The 16,164-nt window shown below is 72.2% G+C and carries 15 protein-coding genes; 6 read left to right on the top strand and 9 right to left on the bottom strand.

Features of this window, described 5'->3' with window-relative positions:
• Positions 1-91 precede the first annotated feature (91 nt).
• Together FM076_RS01425 and gap are read left to right on the top strand one after the other, a co-directional pair.
• The gene (locus tag FM076_RS01425; protein WP_173868131.1) at positions 92-1,048 is read left to right on the top strand and encodes a GlxA family transcriptional regulator; all 957 of its coding nucleotides are present in this window, start codon (positions 92-94) and stop codon (positions 1,046-1,048) included.
• 231 nt (positions 1,049-1,279) lie between these two features.
• Entirely contained in the window at positions 1,280-2,278 is a 999-nt protein-coding gene (gap, locus tag FM076_RS01420) for a type I glyceraldehyde-3-phosphate dehydrogenase (RefSeq protein WP_173868130.1), read from the top strand.
• Between the two features lie 7 nt (positions 2,279-2,285).
• On the opposite strand, the gene FM076_RS01415 is transcribed toward gap, so the two are convergent.
• From FM076_RS01415 to FM076_RS01405, 3 genes are all read right to left on the bottom strand, one after another.
• Entirely contained in the window at positions 2,286-2,852 is a 567-nt protein-coding gene (locus FM076_RS01415) for a hypothetical protein (protein WP_173868129.1), read from the bottom strand.
• Between the two features lie 119 nt (positions 2,853-2,971).
• Positions 2,972-3,385 carry a VOC family protein gene (locus FM076_RS01410; RefSeq protein ID WP_173868128.1) on the bottom strand — a complete coding sequence of 138 codons (414 nt, stop codon included), beginning with the start codon at positions 3,383-3,385 and terminating at the stop codon, positions 2,972-2,974.
• Between the two features lie 262 nt (positions 3,386-3,647).
• The gene (locus FM076_RS01405) at positions 3,648-5,258 is read right to left on the bottom strand and encodes an MFS transporter (RefSeq protein ID WP_173868127.1); all 1,611 of its coding nucleotides are present in this window, start codon (positions 5,256-5,258) and stop codon (positions 3,648-3,650) included.
• Between the two features lie 95 nt (positions 5,259-5,353).
• Here FM076_RS01405 and FM076_RS34570 point away from each other — a divergent pair, with 95 nt between their 5' ends.
• The gene (locus tag FM076_RS34570) at positions 5,354-5,833 is read left to right on the top strand and encodes a winged helix-turn-helix transcriptional regulator (RefSeq protein WP_173868126.1); all 480 of its coding nucleotides are present in this window, start codon (positions 5,354-5,356) and stop codon (positions 5,831-5,833) included.
• 188 nt (positions 5,834-6,021) lie between these two features.
• Here FM076_RS34570 and FM076_RS01395 read toward each other — a convergent pair whose 3' ends face one another.
• Positions 6,022-6,822, bottom strand: a complete 801-nt coding sequence (locus FM076_RS01395; protein WP_173868125.1) for an alpha/beta fold hydrolase — start codon at positions 6,820-6,822, stop codon at positions 6,022-6,024.
• Positions 6,823-7,171: 349 nt separating this feature from the next.
• On the opposite strand from FM076_RS01395, the gene FM076_RS01390 reads away from it, so the two are divergent.
• Positions 7,172-7,645 carry a carboxymuconolactone decarboxylase family protein gene (locus FM076_RS01390; protein WP_173868124.1) on the top strand — a complete coding sequence of 158 codons (474 nt, stop codon included), beginning with the start codon at positions 7,172-7,174 and terminating at the stop codon, positions 7,643-7,645.
• A gap of 203 nt (positions 7,646-7,848) precedes the next feature.
• Here the strand turns inward: FM076_RS01390 and FM076_RS01385 are convergent, their stop codons facing one another.
• Positions 7,849-8,565 carry an SDR family oxidoreductase gene (locus tag FM076_RS01385; RefSeq protein WP_173868123.1) on the bottom strand — a complete coding sequence of 239 codons (717 nt, stop codon included), beginning with the start codon at positions 8,563-8,565 and terminating at the stop codon, positions 7,849-7,851.
• A 98-nt stretch (positions 8,566-8,663) separates the two neighbouring features.
• On the opposite strand from FM076_RS01385, the gene FM076_RS01380 reads away from it, so the two are divergent.
• Both FM076_RS01380 and FM076_RS01375 read left to right on the top strand, forming a co-directional pair.
• On the top strand, positions 8,664-9,479 hold the full coding sequence (locus tag FM076_RS01380; protein ID WP_173868122.1) for a helix-turn-helix transcriptional regulator: 816 nt from the start codon (positions 8,664-8,666) through the stop codon (positions 9,477-9,479).
• Positions 9,480-9,839: 360 nt separating this feature from the next.
• Positions 9,840-10,007 (top strand): hypothetical protein, encoded by a 168-nt coding sequence (locus tag FM076_RS01375; RefSeq protein ID WP_173868121.1) that lies wholly within the window; start codon positions 9,840-9,842, stop codon positions 10,005-10,007.
• A 436-nt stretch (positions 10,008-10,443) separates the two neighbouring features.
• Here FM076_RS01375 and FM076_RS01370 read toward each other — a convergent pair whose 3' ends face one another.
• The 4 genes from FM076_RS01370 to FM076_RS01355 form a co-directional block, all read right to left on the bottom strand.
• On the bottom strand, positions 10,444-10,794 hold the full coding sequence (locus tag FM076_RS01370) for a hypothetical protein (RefSeq protein WP_173868120.1): 351 nt from the start codon (positions 10,792-10,794) through the stop codon (positions 10,444-10,446).
• A 114-nt stretch (positions 10,795-10,908) separates the two neighbouring features.
• Complete coding sequence (locus tag FM076_RS01365) at positions 10,909-12,546, bottom strand: hydantoinase B/oxoprolinase family protein (RefSeq protein WP_173868119.1); 1,638 nt, start codon at positions 12,544-12,546, stop codon at positions 10,909-10,911.
• Positions 12,543-14,600 carry a hydantoinase/oxoprolinase family protein gene (locus FM076_RS01360; RefSeq protein WP_173868118.1) on the bottom strand — a complete coding sequence of 686 codons (2,058 nt, stop codon included), beginning with the start codon at positions 14,598-14,600 and terminating at the stop codon, positions 12,543-12,545. The genes FM076_RS01365 and FM076_RS01360 overlap by 4 nt, the downstream gene beginning before the upstream one ends.
• 72 nt (positions 14,601-14,672) lie before the next feature.
• On the bottom strand, positions 14,673-16,016 hold the full coding sequence (locus FM076_RS01355) for an MFS transporter (RefSeq protein ID WP_243274257.1): 1,344 nt from the start codon (positions 16,014-16,016) through the stop codon (positions 14,673-14,675).
• Between the last annotated feature and the right edge of the window lie 148 nt (positions 16,017-16,164).

The following is a 16,164-nucleotide window of genomic DNA, read 5'->3' as shown; positions in this document are numbered from 1 at the left end:
GCCCGGGAACCCCTGGGGCGGGCCGCCGGAAGCGAGGGCAAGGTCTCCTGTGCCGGCCAGGAGGTGCCCCGGCCCTCGTAATCTGACTCCCATGACAACCTCCCGCCTCCGGCACGTCGCCGTCCTCGTGCTGGAGGGCGCCAAACCGCTCGACGTCGGCATCCCCGCGCAGGTGTTCAGCACCCGCGCGAGCATGCCGTACGAGGTACGGGTCTGCGGCGCCGCGCCCGGCCTCGTGACCGGCGGGGACGGCCTGTCGTACCACGTCGCCGACGGCCTGGACGCGCTCGCGTGGGCCGACATCGTCTTCCTCCCCGGCTACCGGTTCCCCGACCGTGAGGACCCACCGCGAGCAGTCGTCGACGCGTTGGTCACCGCCCATGACCGGGGCGCGCGGCTCGCCGCCATCTCCACGGGCGCCTTCGCGCTCGCGGCCACGGGTCTGCTCGACGGCAAGCGCGCCACGACACACTGGCACTACACGCGGGCCCTGGCGGTGAAGCATCCGCGGGTCCACGTGGACGAGAACGTCCTGTTCGTCGACGAGGGCAGTGTGCTGACCTCGGCCGGTGCCGCCTCGGGGCTCGACCTGTGCCTGCACATCCTGCGCGGTGACCTGGGCGTGGCGGCCTCCAACCACGCGGCGCGGCGTCTGGTCGCGGCCCCCTACCGCAGCGGCGGCCAGGCCCAGTACGTACCGCGCAGCGTGCCGGAGCCGCTCGGTGAGCGGTTCGCCGCCACCCGGGAGTGGGCGCTGCACCGGCTCGGTGAGCCGCTCACCCTCAGGGGGCTCGCCCGTCACGCGGGCGTCTCGGAGCGTACGTTCTCGCGGCGGTTCGCCGAGGACACGGGGTACACGCCGATGCAGTGGGTGATGCGTGCCCGCATCGACATGGCCCGGGAACTGCTCGAGCGCTCGGAGCGGAGTGTCGAGCAGATCGCCGCCGACGTCGGTCTGGGCACCGGCGCCAATCTGCGGCTGCACTTCCAGCGCATCCTCGGCGTCACACCGAGCGAGTACCGGCGCACCTTCACCCAGGGCGAGTAGCCGCGGCGCGGTACGTCCAACAGGGCGTTCGGCACCCGGGGCACCCGGGGCACGCTGGCTGGTGGCTGGTGGCTGGTGGCTGGTGGCTGGTGGCTGGTGGCTGGTGGCTGGTGGTGGCGGAATACTTGTGATCTATGGCGATCACGCCACTGTCACCGGCGGACGCGGAGCGCGATCGTGGTGGTGGGCCCGGGGCTCGGGAAACCAAGGAACGAAGGGACACCACCACCCATGACGCGCATCGCCATCAACGGTTTCGGCCGCATCGGGCGCAACGTGCTGCGTGCGCTGCTCGAACGCGACAGCGACCTCGAGGTCGTCGCCGTCAACGACCTTTCCGAGCCCGCCACCCTGGCGAGGCTCCTGGCCTACGACACGACGGCAGGGCGGCTCGGACGCCCGGTGACCGCGGAGGGGGACCACCTCGTCGTCGACGGACGGCGGGTCAAGGTGCTCGCCGAACGGGAACCGGCGCAGCTGCCGTGGACCGAACTCGGTGTGGACGTCGTGCTGGAGGCGACCGGACGCTTCACGTCCGCCAAGGCCGCCCGCGCCCACCTCGACGCCGGGGCGAAAAAGGTGCTCGTCAGCGCACCCTCGGACGGCGCCGACGTCACCCTCGCCTACGGCGTCAACACCGAGGCGTACGACCCGGCCCTGCACACCATCGTCTCGAACGCCTCCTGCACCACCAACGCGCTCGCCCCGCTGGCCGCGGTCCTCCACGAGCTGGCCGGTATCGAGCACGGGTTCATGACCACGGTGCACGCCTACACCCAGGAGCAGAACCTCCAGGACGGCCCGCACCGCGACGCCCGCCGTGCCCGTGCCGCCGCCGTCAACATCGTGCCGACCACGACGGGCGCCGCCAAGGCGATCGGTCTCGTCCTGCCCGCGCTCGACGGCAGACTGTCGGGCGACTCGATCCGGGTGCCGGTGCCGGTGGGGTCCATCGTCGAGCTGAACACCACCGTCTCCCGCGACGTGGGGCGGGACGACGTGCTCGGGGCCTACCGCGCCGCGGCGGCGGGGCCGCTCGCCGGAATCCTCGAGTACTCGGAGGATCCGCTGGTGTCGTCGGACATCACCGGCAACCCGGCCTCCTGCATCTTCGACTCGGCCCTCACCCGCGTCGACGGCCGCCATGTGAAGGTGGTCGCCTGGTACGACAACGAGTGGGGCTTCTCGAACCGGGTGATCGACACGCTCGAACTCATCGCCACCCGCTGACCTGCCCTCAGCCGGGGCCCGCTGTTCCCGGGCCGGACGCGCTCGCTGTGCCGCGGGCGAGCGCGTCCGGCCCGGAGGCGTTGCCGGTCGTGGTCGCCGGGCACAGCCGGCAGTGGGTGAAGAGCCCGAGGAAGAGCCCGTGTTCCTCGCACCGCTGGTAGTCGGCCTCGGTGCGCTCGTACTCCCACACATACAGGGGGTCGGAGAGCGGCGGTTCCGGTACGAAGCCGGCGACCAGTTCGCGGAACCTCTCCAGATGGCCGTGCATTCCGCGCGGCTGGTACGGCAGGACGTCCCACCCGCGATGCGACAAAGCCGCGTCGACCACGCGCAGCAGGAAGTCGTGCTGGGTCCGCCATTCCCGGTCCCACGGCAACTCGTCGAGGTCGAACCCGTCGTTGCCGCCGCCTGTCCTGGAGTCGCAGCACACCAGCGCGAAACGCCGTTCCCACTCGGTCTCGGCCAGTTCGCACGCAGCGAGGGCCAGGACGTCGAGAAGCACGGCCGTGCCGGTGTTGGACAGCTCCAGAGCAGGCTGCCGTTCTCGTACTGATCGCCGAAAGATGTCACTCATTTCCTGGGCTCCCGGGGCGTGGCCGTTTCTGCGGTGCCGTCCGGACCCAGACGGTTCCGGTCATCGGCGGACGGTTCCGGTCATCGGTGGTGCGGCCTGTTTCCCTTGGACGAGGCAGGCTACTCCGCGTAGGGCTGGTCCTCACCCTGGGCGCTGTAACCGAGGCTCCAGATGTAGCCGTCCGGGTCCGCGAAGGAGCCGCCGTAGCCGCCCCACGGAAGGGTCCCGGCGGGCTTGAGGATCGTCGCGCCGGCGTTCTCGGCCTCCGCCATGATCTCCTCGACCCGCGCCTCGCTGCGGACCACGTAGGTGAGGACCAGTCCGCTGAAACCGCTGCCCTCCGGGCTCGTCCCCACCTGTTCGGCCAGGCCTTCGCGGGCGTAGAAGCCGACGGGTGAGCCGCCGTCCGGTTCGAAGAACACCGAGACGCCGTAGTCCCGCTGGATCTTCCAGCCGAGGCCCTCTGTGTAGAACCGCTTGGAGCGTTCCATGTCACGGACGCCGAGGAGGACCGAGCTGATGTGCGCTTTCATGCCGTGCTCCCGTGTGTGCAGGTGGTGGTACGCATGAAAGTCACGCTACGGCGGCTGCGAGCGTGCCGCTTCTTCATTCCTGACCGGTTCGCGCAGTGGTGCCTCCGGGGAAGAGAGATGGTCGCGCGCCCGGCCACTGGCGCCCGTGGGACGACGGGACGGACGCCCGATGAACTTCACCCCGGGCACGCCGGACGCGGATGCCGGGTGCGGGGTGCCGGGCGTGCGGTGCGGCCGTCCGGGTCGGCCGGAGCGGTGCGCGTCATCGCCGTCGCAGCTGTACGGCTGCCAGTGCGGCGGTGCCCGCCAGCACCGCCGCCGCGACAGCGCCGACAGCGGCGAAACCCTGGGTGTAGGCGTGCTGGGCGGCTTCCCTCAACGGTGCTCCGTGCGGGCCCGCGCCCCTGGCCTCCGCCAGCGCGGCGGCCAGGGAATGCCGCGCCCGCGCGTCCGTGGCGGCCGGAAGCTCCCCGGGCGGCTTCAGCTGAGCACGGTAGACCAGCGTCAGCACGGTGCCGAACACGGCGATGCCCAGGCCCGAGCCCAGTTCGAAGGAGGTCTCCTGTATCGCTCCGGCCTCGCCGGCCCGTCCGGCCGGGGCCGCGGAGGTGATGGCGTCGGCGCCGAGCGTCATGACCACCCCGGCACCGAAGCCCGCGAGGACCAGCAGCGCGACAAGGGTCCCTGTCCCGGGGCCGGCGCCGTCGGCATGGGTCAGGGCCAGCCCGCAGAAGGCCGTCCCGAAACATCCGAGGGCGGCGGTGACCACCCAGCGAGGTCCCCAGCGCGCGGCGGGCCACGGCGCGAGGGCGGCACCGAGGGCACCGGCGACGGCGAAGGGCAGCAGCAGCACTCCGGTGCCCAGTGCCGAGCGCCCGTTCACGAGCTGCGACTGCTGGGTGACGAGGAAGAGGAGGGTGGCGTAGCAGCCGAAGCACACCAGCGCTGCCACCGTGGCGACCGAGAACCGGGGGTCCGCGAACAGGGACAGGTCGAGGAGCGGCTCCCGGAGGATGCGCTGGCGGTGGACGAAGAGCGCCAACAGCAGAAGGCCGCAGGCCAGCGCGGAGAGGGAGGCCATGTCGACAGCCATCCGGTCGGCCGCACGCTTCGCCCCGTAGACGAGGGTGGCCAGCCCCGCCGCCGACATCACGGCACTTGGGGCGTCCCAGCGCTTGGGAGCGGGGTCGCGGGACGCGGGGAGCAGCCATGCTCCGGCGGCCAGCGCGGCCAGCACCACGGGCAGGTTGACGAGGAAGACCGCGCCCCACCGTCCGCGGTCCACGAGGAGGCCGCCCAGCACGGGGCCGAGCGCGGCCCCCACGCCGCTCGCGGAGGTCCACAGGCCGAGTGCGACAGCGCGTTCACGGCGGTTTGTGAACACCTCCCTGATGAGGGCGACCGTCGACGCCATGAACATCGCCGCTCCGGCCCCCTGCACCGCCCGGGCGGCGATCAGCTGGGCCGGTGTGCCCGAGAACGCGGCAGCCGCCGAGGCGGCCCCGAAGACAGCGAACCCGCCGAGCACCATGCGCCTGCGCCCGAGCCGGTCGCCGAGCGTGCCGCAGGTGATGAGGAGGGCGGCCACAGCGAGCGGATAGACGTCCGCGATCCACAGCAGGCCGGCACTGGTCGGCAGCAGATCCCGGCTCAGGGCGGGCACGGCGACGTGCAGCACGGTCAGGTCGATGCCCGCCAGGAAGAGGCCCGTGCAGAGCACGGCGAGCACGGCCCATCGGCGTACCGGCGCGGTGGCAGATCCTGGGGGCCGGGCCGTCCCGGCGGTCCCGACGGCCCCGGCGGGGGAGGGGCAGTGGGCCTCGGTGAGGTGGGGCGGGGAGCAGGGGGAGCCGGGTCCCGGCCGGATGTTCATGGAGCCGAAGCTAGTGACTACGGCTCCGCCGGCCCAGTACGGTCTTTTCTGTGCTGTAGTACCACTCTGTATACCCTCGCAGGTGAGAGGCGGGCATGCGGGAAAACATCGAGCAGCTGCCGGAGGACTGCGCCCTCGAAGCGGCAACGAGCGTCTTCGGCGGCAAGTGGAAGCTGTCGGTGGTGAAGTACCTGCTGGACGGCCCGATGCGTTTCGGAGAGCTGCGGCGGGCGCTCCCCGGCGTCACCCAGCGGATGCTGACGCGGCAACTGCGCGAACTGGAAGCGGACGGCATCGTCCTGAGAACCGTGTACGCGCAGGTCCCGCCCAAGGTCGAGTACTCCCTGACGCGGACGGGCCGCACCCTGGAGGACATCGTCTGGCAACTGGACGCGTGGGGGCGCTGGTACCGGGACCTGCGCCGGTCGGCACCGGGGCCGGCATCCACCTCGGAGTCGGCTCCGGCCGCGGCCCCGCTCTCCGACCGTGCCTCGGCCGCGTCCGCGCCCGCTCCCGCGCCCGCGGACGGGGGTACGCGCGAGCGTGGCCGGCCCTCGCGTTGTCGGCGGTCGTGAGGTACGCCGAGGCGTCAGTGGTGGAGACGTTCGGCGCGGGCCGGGCCTTTCCCATGGCTGCTGTCGCCGTTTCGGGAGCGACTCGCCACCTCTGTCGCCGCGTTCGCATGCTCCGGCTCACCCCGTCGGAACTCGGCGTGCCGCCGCGCTTGCGGTGACCCCCGCTCCCGGTGTGCCCGGGGCGGGGCTCAGCCGGGCGTCGGCGCGGCACTGGCCGGGGCCTCGCCCATGCCCTCGGGGCGCTCCGGTTCCGGTGCGGCTGCGGCAGCGGGGAGGTGGCGGGCGAAGCGGCGGACAGCGTCACTGAAGGCGGCTGGATCGTCGAAGTTGGCGAGGTGGCGCGCGCGGGGGATGAGTTCGATCCGCGCCCGGGGGTGGGCGCGTGCGAAGTCCGCCTCGTTCGCGCGGAAGAGCGTGTCCTTCTCACCGTTCAGGATCAGCACCGGTGCCTTGACATGGCGCATCGCCCGCGCGTCGAAGGCGCCCAGTACGTCTTTCCAGGCCGCCGGGAGGGTGTGGAAGGCGTAGCCGGAGCGGATGGTCGCCTCCACCACGTGCGGCGGGTAGAGCCGCCGCAGCAGCCGGTCGTTCCACCGGGCCAGCCGGTCCGCGGGTATGCGGGGCACCTGCCCGGCGATCCACCGGTACGGCGCTGCCCACAGGCCCCGCGTCGAGGCGCTCGCCCCGGCGAGGACCAGCCCGCGCAGGAGTTCCGGACGGCGCCGTGCGAAGTCCAGCGACACGTACCCACCGAGGGAGTGCCCGACGACGAGGGCGGGGCCACGGCCGAGCGAGTCCACCGCTGATGCGATGACGTCCGTCGCGGCGTCGAGGCTCCAGCGTTGCGCCGAGCGCCGCCCGTGACCGGGCAGGTCGATGGCGGTCACCGGGAACTCGTCCCCCAGCGCGGCGAGTTGCGTGCTCCACTGCCCCGCGCTGAAGCGCGTTCCGTGGACGAAGACCAGGGGCACCGCGTCCGCCGTCGTCATGTTCCCTCCCAGCCATCAGTGTTCTCGGGGGAAACTACCAGCGTGGTCGCCGCGACAGCGTCCCGCTACGGCCGTGCCGCCACCGCGTCCACCTCGGGCAGCACCGGGTGGCCGCGGCCGAACGGCGCCGGGCCGTGGAGGGCGGCCGGATGCGTGATCGTGAGCTGGTCGTTCGTCATGCCAGATCTCACCATGTCGCTCGGCCTTGCCCGTTCCGTGCGCGGAAGGCCGCAGCGGTGGAGACGCGGGTTCGGCGGTGGAGACGCACGTCATACTGCTTCATGTCACAACCGGCCGGGGCTGTTCCGTCGTAGGGGTGAAACCACCGGACAACACGAGGGAGCGCCTCATGGAAGCCCGTCTGAACCCCTTCACCAGCCCGGTCCTCGGCAAGGTCTTCAAGCACCTCATCGCCGCGGGCAAGGTGCTCGAGGACTGCGGCCTGCCCGCCTCGACGCAGGAGTTGGTGAAGCTCCGCGCCAGCCAGATCAACGGCTGCGCCTTCTGCGCCGACATGCACTTCAAGGACGCCGTGCACGCTGGTGAGTCGGCGGAGCGCCTCAACCTGGTCGCGACCTGGCGGGAGGCCACGGTGTTCACCGAGGCCGAGCGTGCGGCGCTGGAGCTGGCGGAGGAGGCCACCCGTATCGCCGACGCGGCCGGTGGCGTCCCGGACGAGGTCTGGGCGAACGCCGCCAAGCACTACGACGAGGAGCAGCTCGCCGCTCTGGTCGGCGTCGTCGCGGTCATCAACGCCTTCAACCGCGGGAACGTCATGCTCCAGACGCCCGCGGGCGACTACCAGCCCGGCCAGTTCGGGTGACCTCGCGAGCCACCTGAGGGGAAGCGGACGGACAGAAAGCTCCGGCCTGAGGGGAAGCGGACGGAAGGGACGCTCCGGCGGCCGGCGCGCCGGTCACGGCGTCGTGCCGCCGGAGGCCCCCGGTGATCACGGCACCGCACCCGCCCCGGCGCTCCATGCCGTGAGCGGCCCCTGCGCCCTGTCCGTGCGCGAGGGGCCGTCCCTCACCACGGCACGGACGTCCCGTCCCAGGAGAAGAAGGAGCCGGACGGTCCGTCGTCCGGCAGGAGCGCAAGCCGTACGGCTCCCCGTGCGGCCTCCGCCGGGTCCCCGCCGGCCTCGGCCGCCAAGGAGTTGAGGCCGGTGGCCCGCATGCCGGGAGCGAGTGCGTTGATCTTGAACCCTTCCTCGGCCAGCGTCTGGGCGTACAGAACGGTGAGGGCGTTGAGGGCCGCCTTCGACGACCGGTAGGCGGCCGCGCCCCCGCTGCCGGGGGCGAACTGCGGGTTCGGGCTCGTGCTCCAGGTCAGTGATCCGGTGCCGCTGGACACGTTGACGACGCGGGGACGCGGTGAGCGGCGCAGGGCGGGCAGGAAGGCGTTGGTCACCGCGACGACGCCGAAAACGTTGGTCTCGTAGGTGCGCCGCAGGACATCCGTGCTCGTTTCGGTCGGCGGCGCGAGCGAGGGCGAGACGCCCGCGTTGTTGACCAGCACGTCCAGGCGGTCCACCTGGTCGGCTGCCGCGGCGATGCTGTCCGGGTCGGTCACATCGAGAACCAGCGGACGCGCGGCGTCGCCGATCTCCTCGGCGGCCTGCCGCCCGCGGCCGGCGTCGCGGGAGCCCACGTACACGCGGAAACCCTCGGCGGCGAGCAGGCGGGCGATCTGCTTGCCGATGCCTTTGTTGGCACCGGTCACCAGTGCTGTGCGATCGTTCATGGCAGCCACGATCCCCTGGCGCGGCCCGGCCTGCCAGGGACAACTTGTACCAGGCACCGGGAAAGCAACCCGTACCAGGCGACGGAGGAGGGCAGCCCATGGCGCGGGACGAACTGGCCCGTTTCCTGCGGGACCGCCGCACGGCCCTGCGCCCACGGCAGCTCGGTCTGCCCACCGGGACCCGGCGCCGGACCCCGGGACTGCGCCGCGAGGAGGTGGCGGAGCTGGCCCACATATCCGTCGACTACTACACCCGGCTGGAGCAGGCCCGCGGCCCCCGGCCCTCTCCCCGCGTCCTGGACGCGCTGGCCCAGGCCCTCCGCCTGACGCCGGCCGAGCGCGGCCACCTGTTCGGCCTGGCCGGGACGAGCGTGCCGCCGCCCGCCGCGGGCGCCGTGCGACGTGTGCGCCCGCACGTGGCCCGGATGCTGGAGCGCTTGCCGGAGACCGGCGCGCTCGTCACCGACGCGGCCTACGGCGTCGTCGCCTGGAATCCGCTGGCCCGGGCGCTGCTGGGCGGGGACCTCGGACGGGGGACGGTGAACCTGGCCCGTCGCCGCTTCCTCGGTGCGGGACGGATGCCCGACAGCTCCAGCACCGAGGAGTCCGGGCACATCGTGGTGGCGCGTCTGCGCCGGGCGGCCGCCCGCTACCCGCACGACGCGGCGCTCGCCTCCCTGCTGTCCGAGCTGCACGACGCCAGTGACGAGTTCCGCCGGATCTGGGAGACCGGACCGGTACACGCCCCCGGTCACCGCACCAAGACGCTCGACCACCCGACGGCGGGCAGACTCCGGCTGAACTGCGACGTGCTCCTCGTCCCCGAGGACGACCAGGAAGTCGTCCTGATCACGGCCGATCCCGGATCGCGCTCGGCCCGGGGCCTGCGCGCCCTGGCAGCGGCGGCGGCCTAGCCTCGGCCGCGCGGCCGGACCACTCCTCGCGCGGGGCCCGTTCCGGGACCGGTGCGCGGTTGCCACGGGCGGTCCCCGGCCGGCAGGACGACGCGGTCCAAGGCGGCGGGCGAAGAGCGCGGCGACGGGCTCGGGGCGCCGCCGGCCCGCCAGGGTGCTGGTGCCGGGAGAGTCGTCGTCGCCCACGTGGTGGTCTGGCCGACGGGTTCGTGAGGCCCTCGCCGGGAGGGCCGACCGCAGCCGCCCCTGCCGGGCCGAGGGCTTCGTCGCGGCGATATCCGCAGATGCCCCAGCTTGTCTCTCATCACACTGTTGCGCGCCTAATAGCCTGTGATGTATGCGCTCCGTACACTACTGGCCATGACCCAGGGGGCAGACACCAGCAGCGCGGACGCACAGCGGGACCCGCGCGAGGCCGCGAACGAGGCCATCCGCCGGTTCGTGCACGGCCGCACCGTGTGGACACCGGAGGCTCTGCGGGAGCTGGACCGGCTGCGCAGCCGGTGGCAGGAGACGCACCAGGGCTGACCACCACGGGGCGGGGCCCGGGCTCCCGTGGCGGTCAGCGAGGCGGGACCGTCGAGCAGACGCGGCCCCAGCGTGGTCGCGGCCGGGCGGCCGGTCACCGGCGCAGTTCCCGGCTCCGCACGTACCGCAGCCCTCAGGTGTCCCCGTACGGGTCGCCCTCAGCGCCGACCAGCGAGCGCAGCGGTCGCACCGGCACGAAAGGCGGCTGTCGTGCCGGCTGCGGCTGTGCGTACGGGGAGGGGCGCGGGTGCGCCTGCGGGTACGCGGCCGTCGGTGGATGGGGCGGCTGGTGGGCGGGGTACTGGTTCCCGGGCGGCTGATGGCGATCGATCACGAGGTGGCATCCCGCCGCGGGCGCGGGACACGGGAGAACGCCCCCGGCGAGGACGCGGGGGGCCGCTCGGGCAACGCCGCAGGGGGTGGGGTCGGAACGGGGTCAGAGCCACCGCTGCGCCGCCGCGAAGGTGTCCGTGATGCTGGTGTTGAACGCGATGGCGGCTTGCGGCGCGTGACGGCGCACCAGGTTCACGATCTGCTCGAACAGCGGCAGCAAGCTCTCCTCCTTGCGGATACCGCCGCCGATGACCACCACTCGCCAGGGCCGTTCGGTGAGTGACGGGACGAGGACGGACTCGGCCGACTCGCCGGAGACGACCAGCGCCGAGGCCGCATCGATGCCGTGCTCACCGAATCGGGCCAACTCCGCGTCGAAAGCGGCGGTCAGCGCTCGCGCGTCGACACCGGGTATCGCCTGGGGGTCGTAACCGATGACAAGTACCGAAGACATGACGGCCAATCTACCGCGCTCCGCCCCGTGATCACCGGCTCCGCCGCCCGGATCGCTCGGGCACCCGTACCTCGTCGGGCGGGCCGCTCCCGGCTGGGAACAGCCCGCCCGGCCTCACCCCCTCCGTGATGCCGCGTGATCCCCGTCCACCGCGTGATTCCCCTCCGCCGCGCGTTCGGCCGGGTCCCCGTAGCCCCCGCCTCCGCCGGACTCGCAGCGCAGCACGTCGCCCTTGCGCACCCGCAGGCTGTTGGCCTTGAGCAGGTCGCGGGCGTTCCCGGTGCCGGGGTTGAGCACCACACGGGGTGGTGTGCCCGGCCGGCCGCCGGCGAGCCCCCACGCCGGGGTGACGGAACGCTCCCACCACAGCGAGAGGTCCTGGTCGGCTTCCATGACGTACTCACGCACCACGCCGTCGCCGCCGCGCCACCTCCCCGCGCCGCCGGAGCCCTGCCGGATGCGGTACTCGGTGACCCGCGCGGGATAGAGCGTCTCGAACACCTCGATGGGCAGGTCGCACAGCGAGCCGTTGACGTTGTTGATCAGCGCACTCTCGCCGTCGCCGCCCCGCCACGCGCCCCATCCGCCGACCGTGGCCTCAAGGGTGACGAACGGCTTGCCGGTGCGCGGGTTGTGGCCGGCGAACTGCACGATCATCGAGTCGCCGTAGCTGGCGGCGGCGGCCTTGTCGGGCATCACCGGTGCCAGCGCTTTGACGATGAGGTCGATGAGCATGCCCAGGCTGGAGTAGTAGTACTGGCATGCCGCCGGCTCGCCGGCTCCGAGCATGGACCCGTCCCGCACCAGCACGTCGAGCGGCGCGAAGGAGCCGCCGTTCAGGCTGACCGCGGGGGAGATCAGCAGTTTGTAGCCTACGCGCGCGGCCGAAACGGCCTGGGCGCGACCGCAGTTGACCGGCCCGGTGGTCTGGTCCGCGCAGTCGGTCAGGTCGATCGTCATGCGCTCGCCCGCGATGGTGACCCGCACCGTGACCTCCAGCGGAACCGCCAGGTCGATGCCGTCGTTGTCGAGGTGACCGGTGGCCTCGTAGGTGCCGTCGGGGATCTCGGCGATCCGCTGCCGTTCCAGCCGCTCGGTCTGCGCGAAGATCTCCTGCCTGGCCTCCTCGATGGTGGCCGCGCCGTATCTGGCGAACAGCTCACCCAGGCGCCGCACCCCCATGCGGGCGCAGGCGACCTGGGCGCGCATGTCCCCGAGCGTCACGTCGGGGAAGCGGACGTTGGTCGCGATCAGCCGCACCACGTCGGCGCACTCCTCGCCACCGGCGACGATCCGGGTGGGCCCCATGCGCAGGCCCTCCTGGTAGATGGTGGTCGAGTCCATCGAACCGCCGGGGTCCTTGGAGCCCATGTCGATCCAGTGGGCGCGCGAGGCGGCGAAACCGACGCGTTCCCCGCCGACGAAAATGGGCGCGTAGACGGTGCAGTCGTTCAGGTGGGTGCCGCCGATGTAGGAGTCGTTGAGGACCCACACGTCGCCGGGCTGCCACACCTGCGGACCGAACTCCTCCTCGGTGCGACGGGAGCACTCCTCCAGGTTGCCCAGGAAGATCGGCAGCCCGGACGACTGGCCGAGGACCCGGTGTTGGCGGTCCAGCAGCGCGACGGCGCAGTCCTTGCCCTCGTAGATCGTCGGCGTGTACGCGGACCGGATGAGGGTGGTGTTCATGTCCTCGGCCGCCTGGATCAGTGCCGAGCGGATGATTTCGGTGGTGACGGGGCTGATGGTCATGCCAGGTCCTCCGCTTCCGGCCGCGCGGCGAGGGTGATGATCAGGAACTCGTTGTCGTCGACGCGCAGTTCGGCGTCCGGGGGTACGACCGTCGTGGATGTCTCCTCGTGCACGATGGCCGGGCCGGCGAGCCGCGTGCCCACGGGCAGTGCGGACCGGGCGACGACGGTGGTGGGCCGGGTCGTGCCGTCGAAGACGACATCCCGGGTGACGGGGGACGGGGCCGGGCCGGTGGGGGCCTCGGCCTCGCTGTGCGCGCGCTCCACCCGCCCGTGTCCGGTGGTGCGCAGGGCGACGAACTGCACCGGGGCGCCCGGGGTGGCGTGGCCGTAGCGCTTGTGGTGCGCTTCGGCGAAGCGCTGTTGGAGGATCTCGACGAAGCCGGTGCCGGTCACCTCGTCGGTGTCCAGGATCGGCACGGTCAGTGTGTAGTCCTGACTCTCGTAGCGCATGTCGATGCCGTGGGTGACGGACCGGTCGGCCGGGTCGATGCCCTGCTCGGTCAGGGCCTCGTCCGCCTGGCCGCGCAGCCTCTCCAGTGCCTCGGCCAGAGCGGTGGTGTCGAGAGTGTCGTTCGTGGCCAGGAACTGCGTGCTGAAGTCGCGCCGCACGTCGGACTCCAGCATCCCCCATGCGGAGAAGGCGCCGGGGAACCGGGGGACGACCACCTCGGTGATCCCGATCTCCCGGGCGATGAACGCCGCGTGCATGGGCCCCGCGCCGCCGAAGGCGAGAAGGGCGAACTGCCCCGGCTCCCGGCCGTGTTCCACGGTCAGTGTGCGGATGGCCTGCGCCATCTTGGCGTTGCCGACGTCGCAGATACCGGAGGCCAGCTCGACCGTGTCCATGTCCAGCTCTTCCGCCAGCGCCGCCACGGCCCGGTGCGCGGCGTCCAGGTCGAGTTTCATCCCGCCGCCGGCGAAGGAGCCGGCATCGACCCTGCCGAGCACGCAGTTGGCATCGGTGACGGTCGCCCGGCTGCCGCCGCGCCCGTAGCAGGCGGGCCCGGGCACGGCCCCGGCGGACTCCGGGCCGACCCGCAGCGCCGTGCCCTCCGCGTAGGCCAGGGAACCGCCTCCCGCGCCGATGGTGTGCAGATTGACCATCGGCATCAGCACGGGGAACCCCTCGCAACTGCCGCTCGGGGACACGTCCGCCTCGTGGTCCATGACGAGCGAGACGTCGAAGGAGGTCCCGCCCATGTCGACGCAGATGATGTTCGGACGGTCCAGCAGTTCGCTCACCGCGACCCCGCCCATGGTGCCGCCGACAGGTCCGGACAGCAGCGTCTGGAGCGGGTGCCGCCGGGCGAAGTCCGCGTTGACGAGCCCGCCGGAGGACTGCATCACGTGCACGGGGACGTCGAGGCCCTTGTCGGTGAAGCGTGCCTCGATCCTGTCGAGGTACCGGTGCACCGACGGCCCGGTGTACGCCTCCATGGCGGTCGTCGACGTCCGCTCGTACTCGCGCCATTCGGGGGCGACCTCGTGCGAGAGGACGACCAGCCGGTCCTCGCCGAGTTCCTCCCGCAGGATGCGGCCCGCCCGGCGCTCGTGCTCCGCGTTGCGGAAGGCGAACAGGAAGCACACGGCCACGGCGTCGAAGCCCTCGTCGCGTACCCGCTCGGCCGCCAGGCGGACGGCGTCCTCGTCCAGCGGCTCCAGCTCCTCGCCCGTGGCGTCGAAGCGGCCGCCCACCTCCACGACGGCCTCGCGCGGCACCAGCGGCGTCGGCTTGCGGTAGTGCAGGTCGAAGAGCCGCTCCCGGTTTCCGCGGGCGATCCGGTAGACGTCGCCGATGCCGCGCGAGGTGACGATCAGCACGTTGGCGCCCCGGCGCTCCAGGAGGGCGTTGAGGCCCTGCGTGGTGCCGTGGACGAAGAAGGAGACCTCGTCGAACGGGAGCCGGAACCGCTCCAGCGCGTCGAAGACCCCGCGGGCCAGGTCGTCCGGTGTGGTCAGGACCTTTCCCGCGCGGACCTGGCGTGAGGCCGAGTCGAAGGTGACGACATCGGTGAACGTGCCACCGATGTCCATGGCGACCCGGTATGTCATCGCAACTCCTTACCGCTGAGGGTGGATCGGGTTCGTGTGTGCCACCGCCGCCGGAAGCCGCGGGGCTCGGTGTCAGTCGAGGGCGCGGCCCTCGGTCTCCTGGATCGGGAGGGCGGCGAGCAGTGCGACGACCAGGAAGGCCATGATCGAGCCGACGGTGACCCCGGTGGCCAGGCCGCTGTCCATCAGGGCGCCGATGACGGGCGCCGAGAGGGTGTTGGCCAGCAGGATCGCCGCCGTCACCCAGGAGTAGCCGATCCCGCGCAGCCCGGTCGGGAGGATCTCTCCGGACCAGGTGTTCCAGATGCCCCACGCGCCGAGCGAGACGAAGGACAGCAGGAGGTTGCCGGCGTACGTCTGGGTCTGGCTGGTGGCGAAGCCGAACAGCAGGCCGCCCACGGCCGAGACGAAGGCGAAGGTGAGGAAGACGGGTTTGCGGCCGAACCGGCGGGTGAGCCACGCGGCGAGCACGTACCCCGGCACCGAGACGAGTTGGGTGAGGGCCACGAACCCCACCGCGCCGGACATGCTCAGCCCCTTGCTCTCCAGCAGCACCGGCAGCCAGGTCTGCAGCCCCCAGTAGCCCCAGCTGAACGCGAACGAGACGACGAGCAGCAGCAGGAACCGACGGCGCAGCGGGGGAGTGAACAGGCTGCGCAGGGTGCCGGTGCGTCCGTCGTCGTGGGCGAAGCGCGTACCCTCGGGGACCGGGCTGCCCAGCCGCCGCAGCACCTGGACGGCCTCGGCATGGCGTTCCTGGCGGGCCAGCCAGTACGGCGACTCGGGCACCCACCGCCGGATCGCCAGGGCCCACAGGCCGGCCAGCGCGGCCACCACCGCGACCAGCCGCCAGCTGACCGCGCCGAGGGTCTGGCTCACTCCGATGCACAGCAGCGTGCCGACGGGGAAGCCGATCGACAGCGCGACCGCGCCCTGCCCGCGCCATCTGGTCGGCAGGAGTTCCAGGAAGTAGGGGAACGTCACGGTGTAGACACCGCCGAAGGCCATCCCGGACAGGCACCGCAGCACGAGGAACGGCCAGAAGGCCGGCGACAGCCCGGCGAGCAGCGCGAGCAGGGCGTAGAGCAGCAGGCTGGAGACGGCCACCCGGCGGCGGCCGAGCCTGTCGATGAGCCTGCCCCACAGCAGCGCGCCGGGCACCATCCCGAACGCGACGGCCGACAGGGCCCAGCCCAGCCGGGTGTTGCCGATGCCGAAGTCCGCCGCGATGCCGTCCGACACGTAGACGAGGCCGACCTGCTCCCATGCCTCGACGACGAACGCGAAGAACAGTACGGAACCGGCGACCAGATGTGCCGGGCCGAGTCGCATGCCGTCGCAGACCTCGCCGACGGTCCGTGGTTCGGTGGATCTTCCCGGGTCTTCTCCCAGGAGGGAGCCGCTCGAAGGAGTCATCGCGATCCCATCAAAAGGTTTTGACGCGTGCGGCCACCCTGGGACTCCCCGCCTCGGACTGTCAAGAGTCGTGCGGAAGGGCATCCGGCGACCACCCGCCACGTGTGCGCCGGGCATGGGCGATACTTGGTCCGACCGAGGAGGCCGA

This window comes from Streptomyces albus subsp. chlorinus, from assembly GCF_013302895.1.
GTDB classification, from domain to species: Bacteria; Actinomycetota; Actinomycetes; order Streptomycetales; family Streptomycetaceae; genus Streptomyces; species Streptomyces chlorinus.
This window is presented reverse-complemented; position numbering and strand designations above follow the sequence as displayed.

Excerpts from the sequence above, each read along its gene's own strand:
- FM076_RS01425 (WP_173868131.1), top strand. The coding sequence starts at position 92 with ATGACAACCTCCCGCCTCCGGCACGTCGCCGTCCTCGTGCTGGAGGGC.
- FM076_RS01370 (WP_173868120.1), bottom strand. The coding sequence starts at position 10,794 with ATGTCTTCGGTACTTGTCATCGGTTACGACCCCCAGGCGATACCCGGT.
- FM076_RS01360 (WP_173868118.1), bottom strand. The coding sequence starts at position 14,600 with ATGACATACCGGGTCGCCATGGACATCGGTGGCACGTTCACCGATGTC.
- FM076_RS01415 (WP_173868129.1), bottom strand. The coding sequence starts at position 2,852 with ATGAGTGACATCTTTCGGCGATCAGTACGAGAACGGCAGCCTGCTCTG.
- FM076_RS01365 (WP_173868119.1), bottom strand. The coding sequence starts at position 12,546 with ATGACCATCAGCCCCGTCACCACCGAAATCATCCGCTCGGCACTGATC.
- FM076_RS01410 (WP_173868128.1), bottom strand. The coding sequence starts at position 3,385 with ATGAAAGCGCACATCAGCTCGGTCCTCCTCGGCGTCCGTGACATGGAA.
- FM076_RS01390 (WP_173868124.1), top strand. The coding sequence starts at position 7,172 with ATGGAAGCCCGTCTGAACCCCTTCACCAGCCCGGTCCTCGGCAAGGTC.
- FM076_RS01355 (WP_243274257.1), bottom strand. The coding sequence starts at position 16,016 with ATGACTCCTTCGAGCGGCTCCCTCCTGGGAGAAGACCCGGGAAGATCC.
- FM076_RS34570 (WP_173868126.1), top strand. The coding sequence starts at position 5,354 with ATGCGGGAAAACATCGAGCAGCTGCCGGAGGACTGCGCCCTCGAAGCG.
- FM076_RS01375 (WP_173868121.1), top strand. The coding sequence starts at position 9,840 with ATGACCCAGGGGGCAGACACCAGCAGCGCGGACGCACAGCGGGACCCG.
- FM076_RS01385 (WP_173868123.1), bottom strand. The coding sequence starts at position 8,565 with ATGAACGATCGCACAGCACTGGTGACCGGTGCCAACAAAGGCATCGGC.
- FM076_RS01380 (WP_173868122.1), top strand. The coding sequence starts at position 8,664 with ATGGCGCGGGACGAACTGGCCCGTTTCCTGCGGGACCGCCGCACGGCC.
- FM076_RS01405 (WP_173868127.1), bottom strand. The coding sequence starts at position 5,258 with ATGAACATCCGGCCGGGACCCGGCTCCCCCTGCTCCCCGCCCCACCTC.
- gap (WP_173868130.1), top strand. The coding sequence starts at position 1,280 with ATGACGCGCATCGCCATCAACGGTTTCGGCCGCATCGGGCGCAACGTG.
- FM076_RS01395 (WP_173868125.1), bottom strand. The coding sequence starts at position 6,822 with ATGACGACGGCGGACGCGGTGCCCCTGGTCTTCGTCCACGGAACGCGC.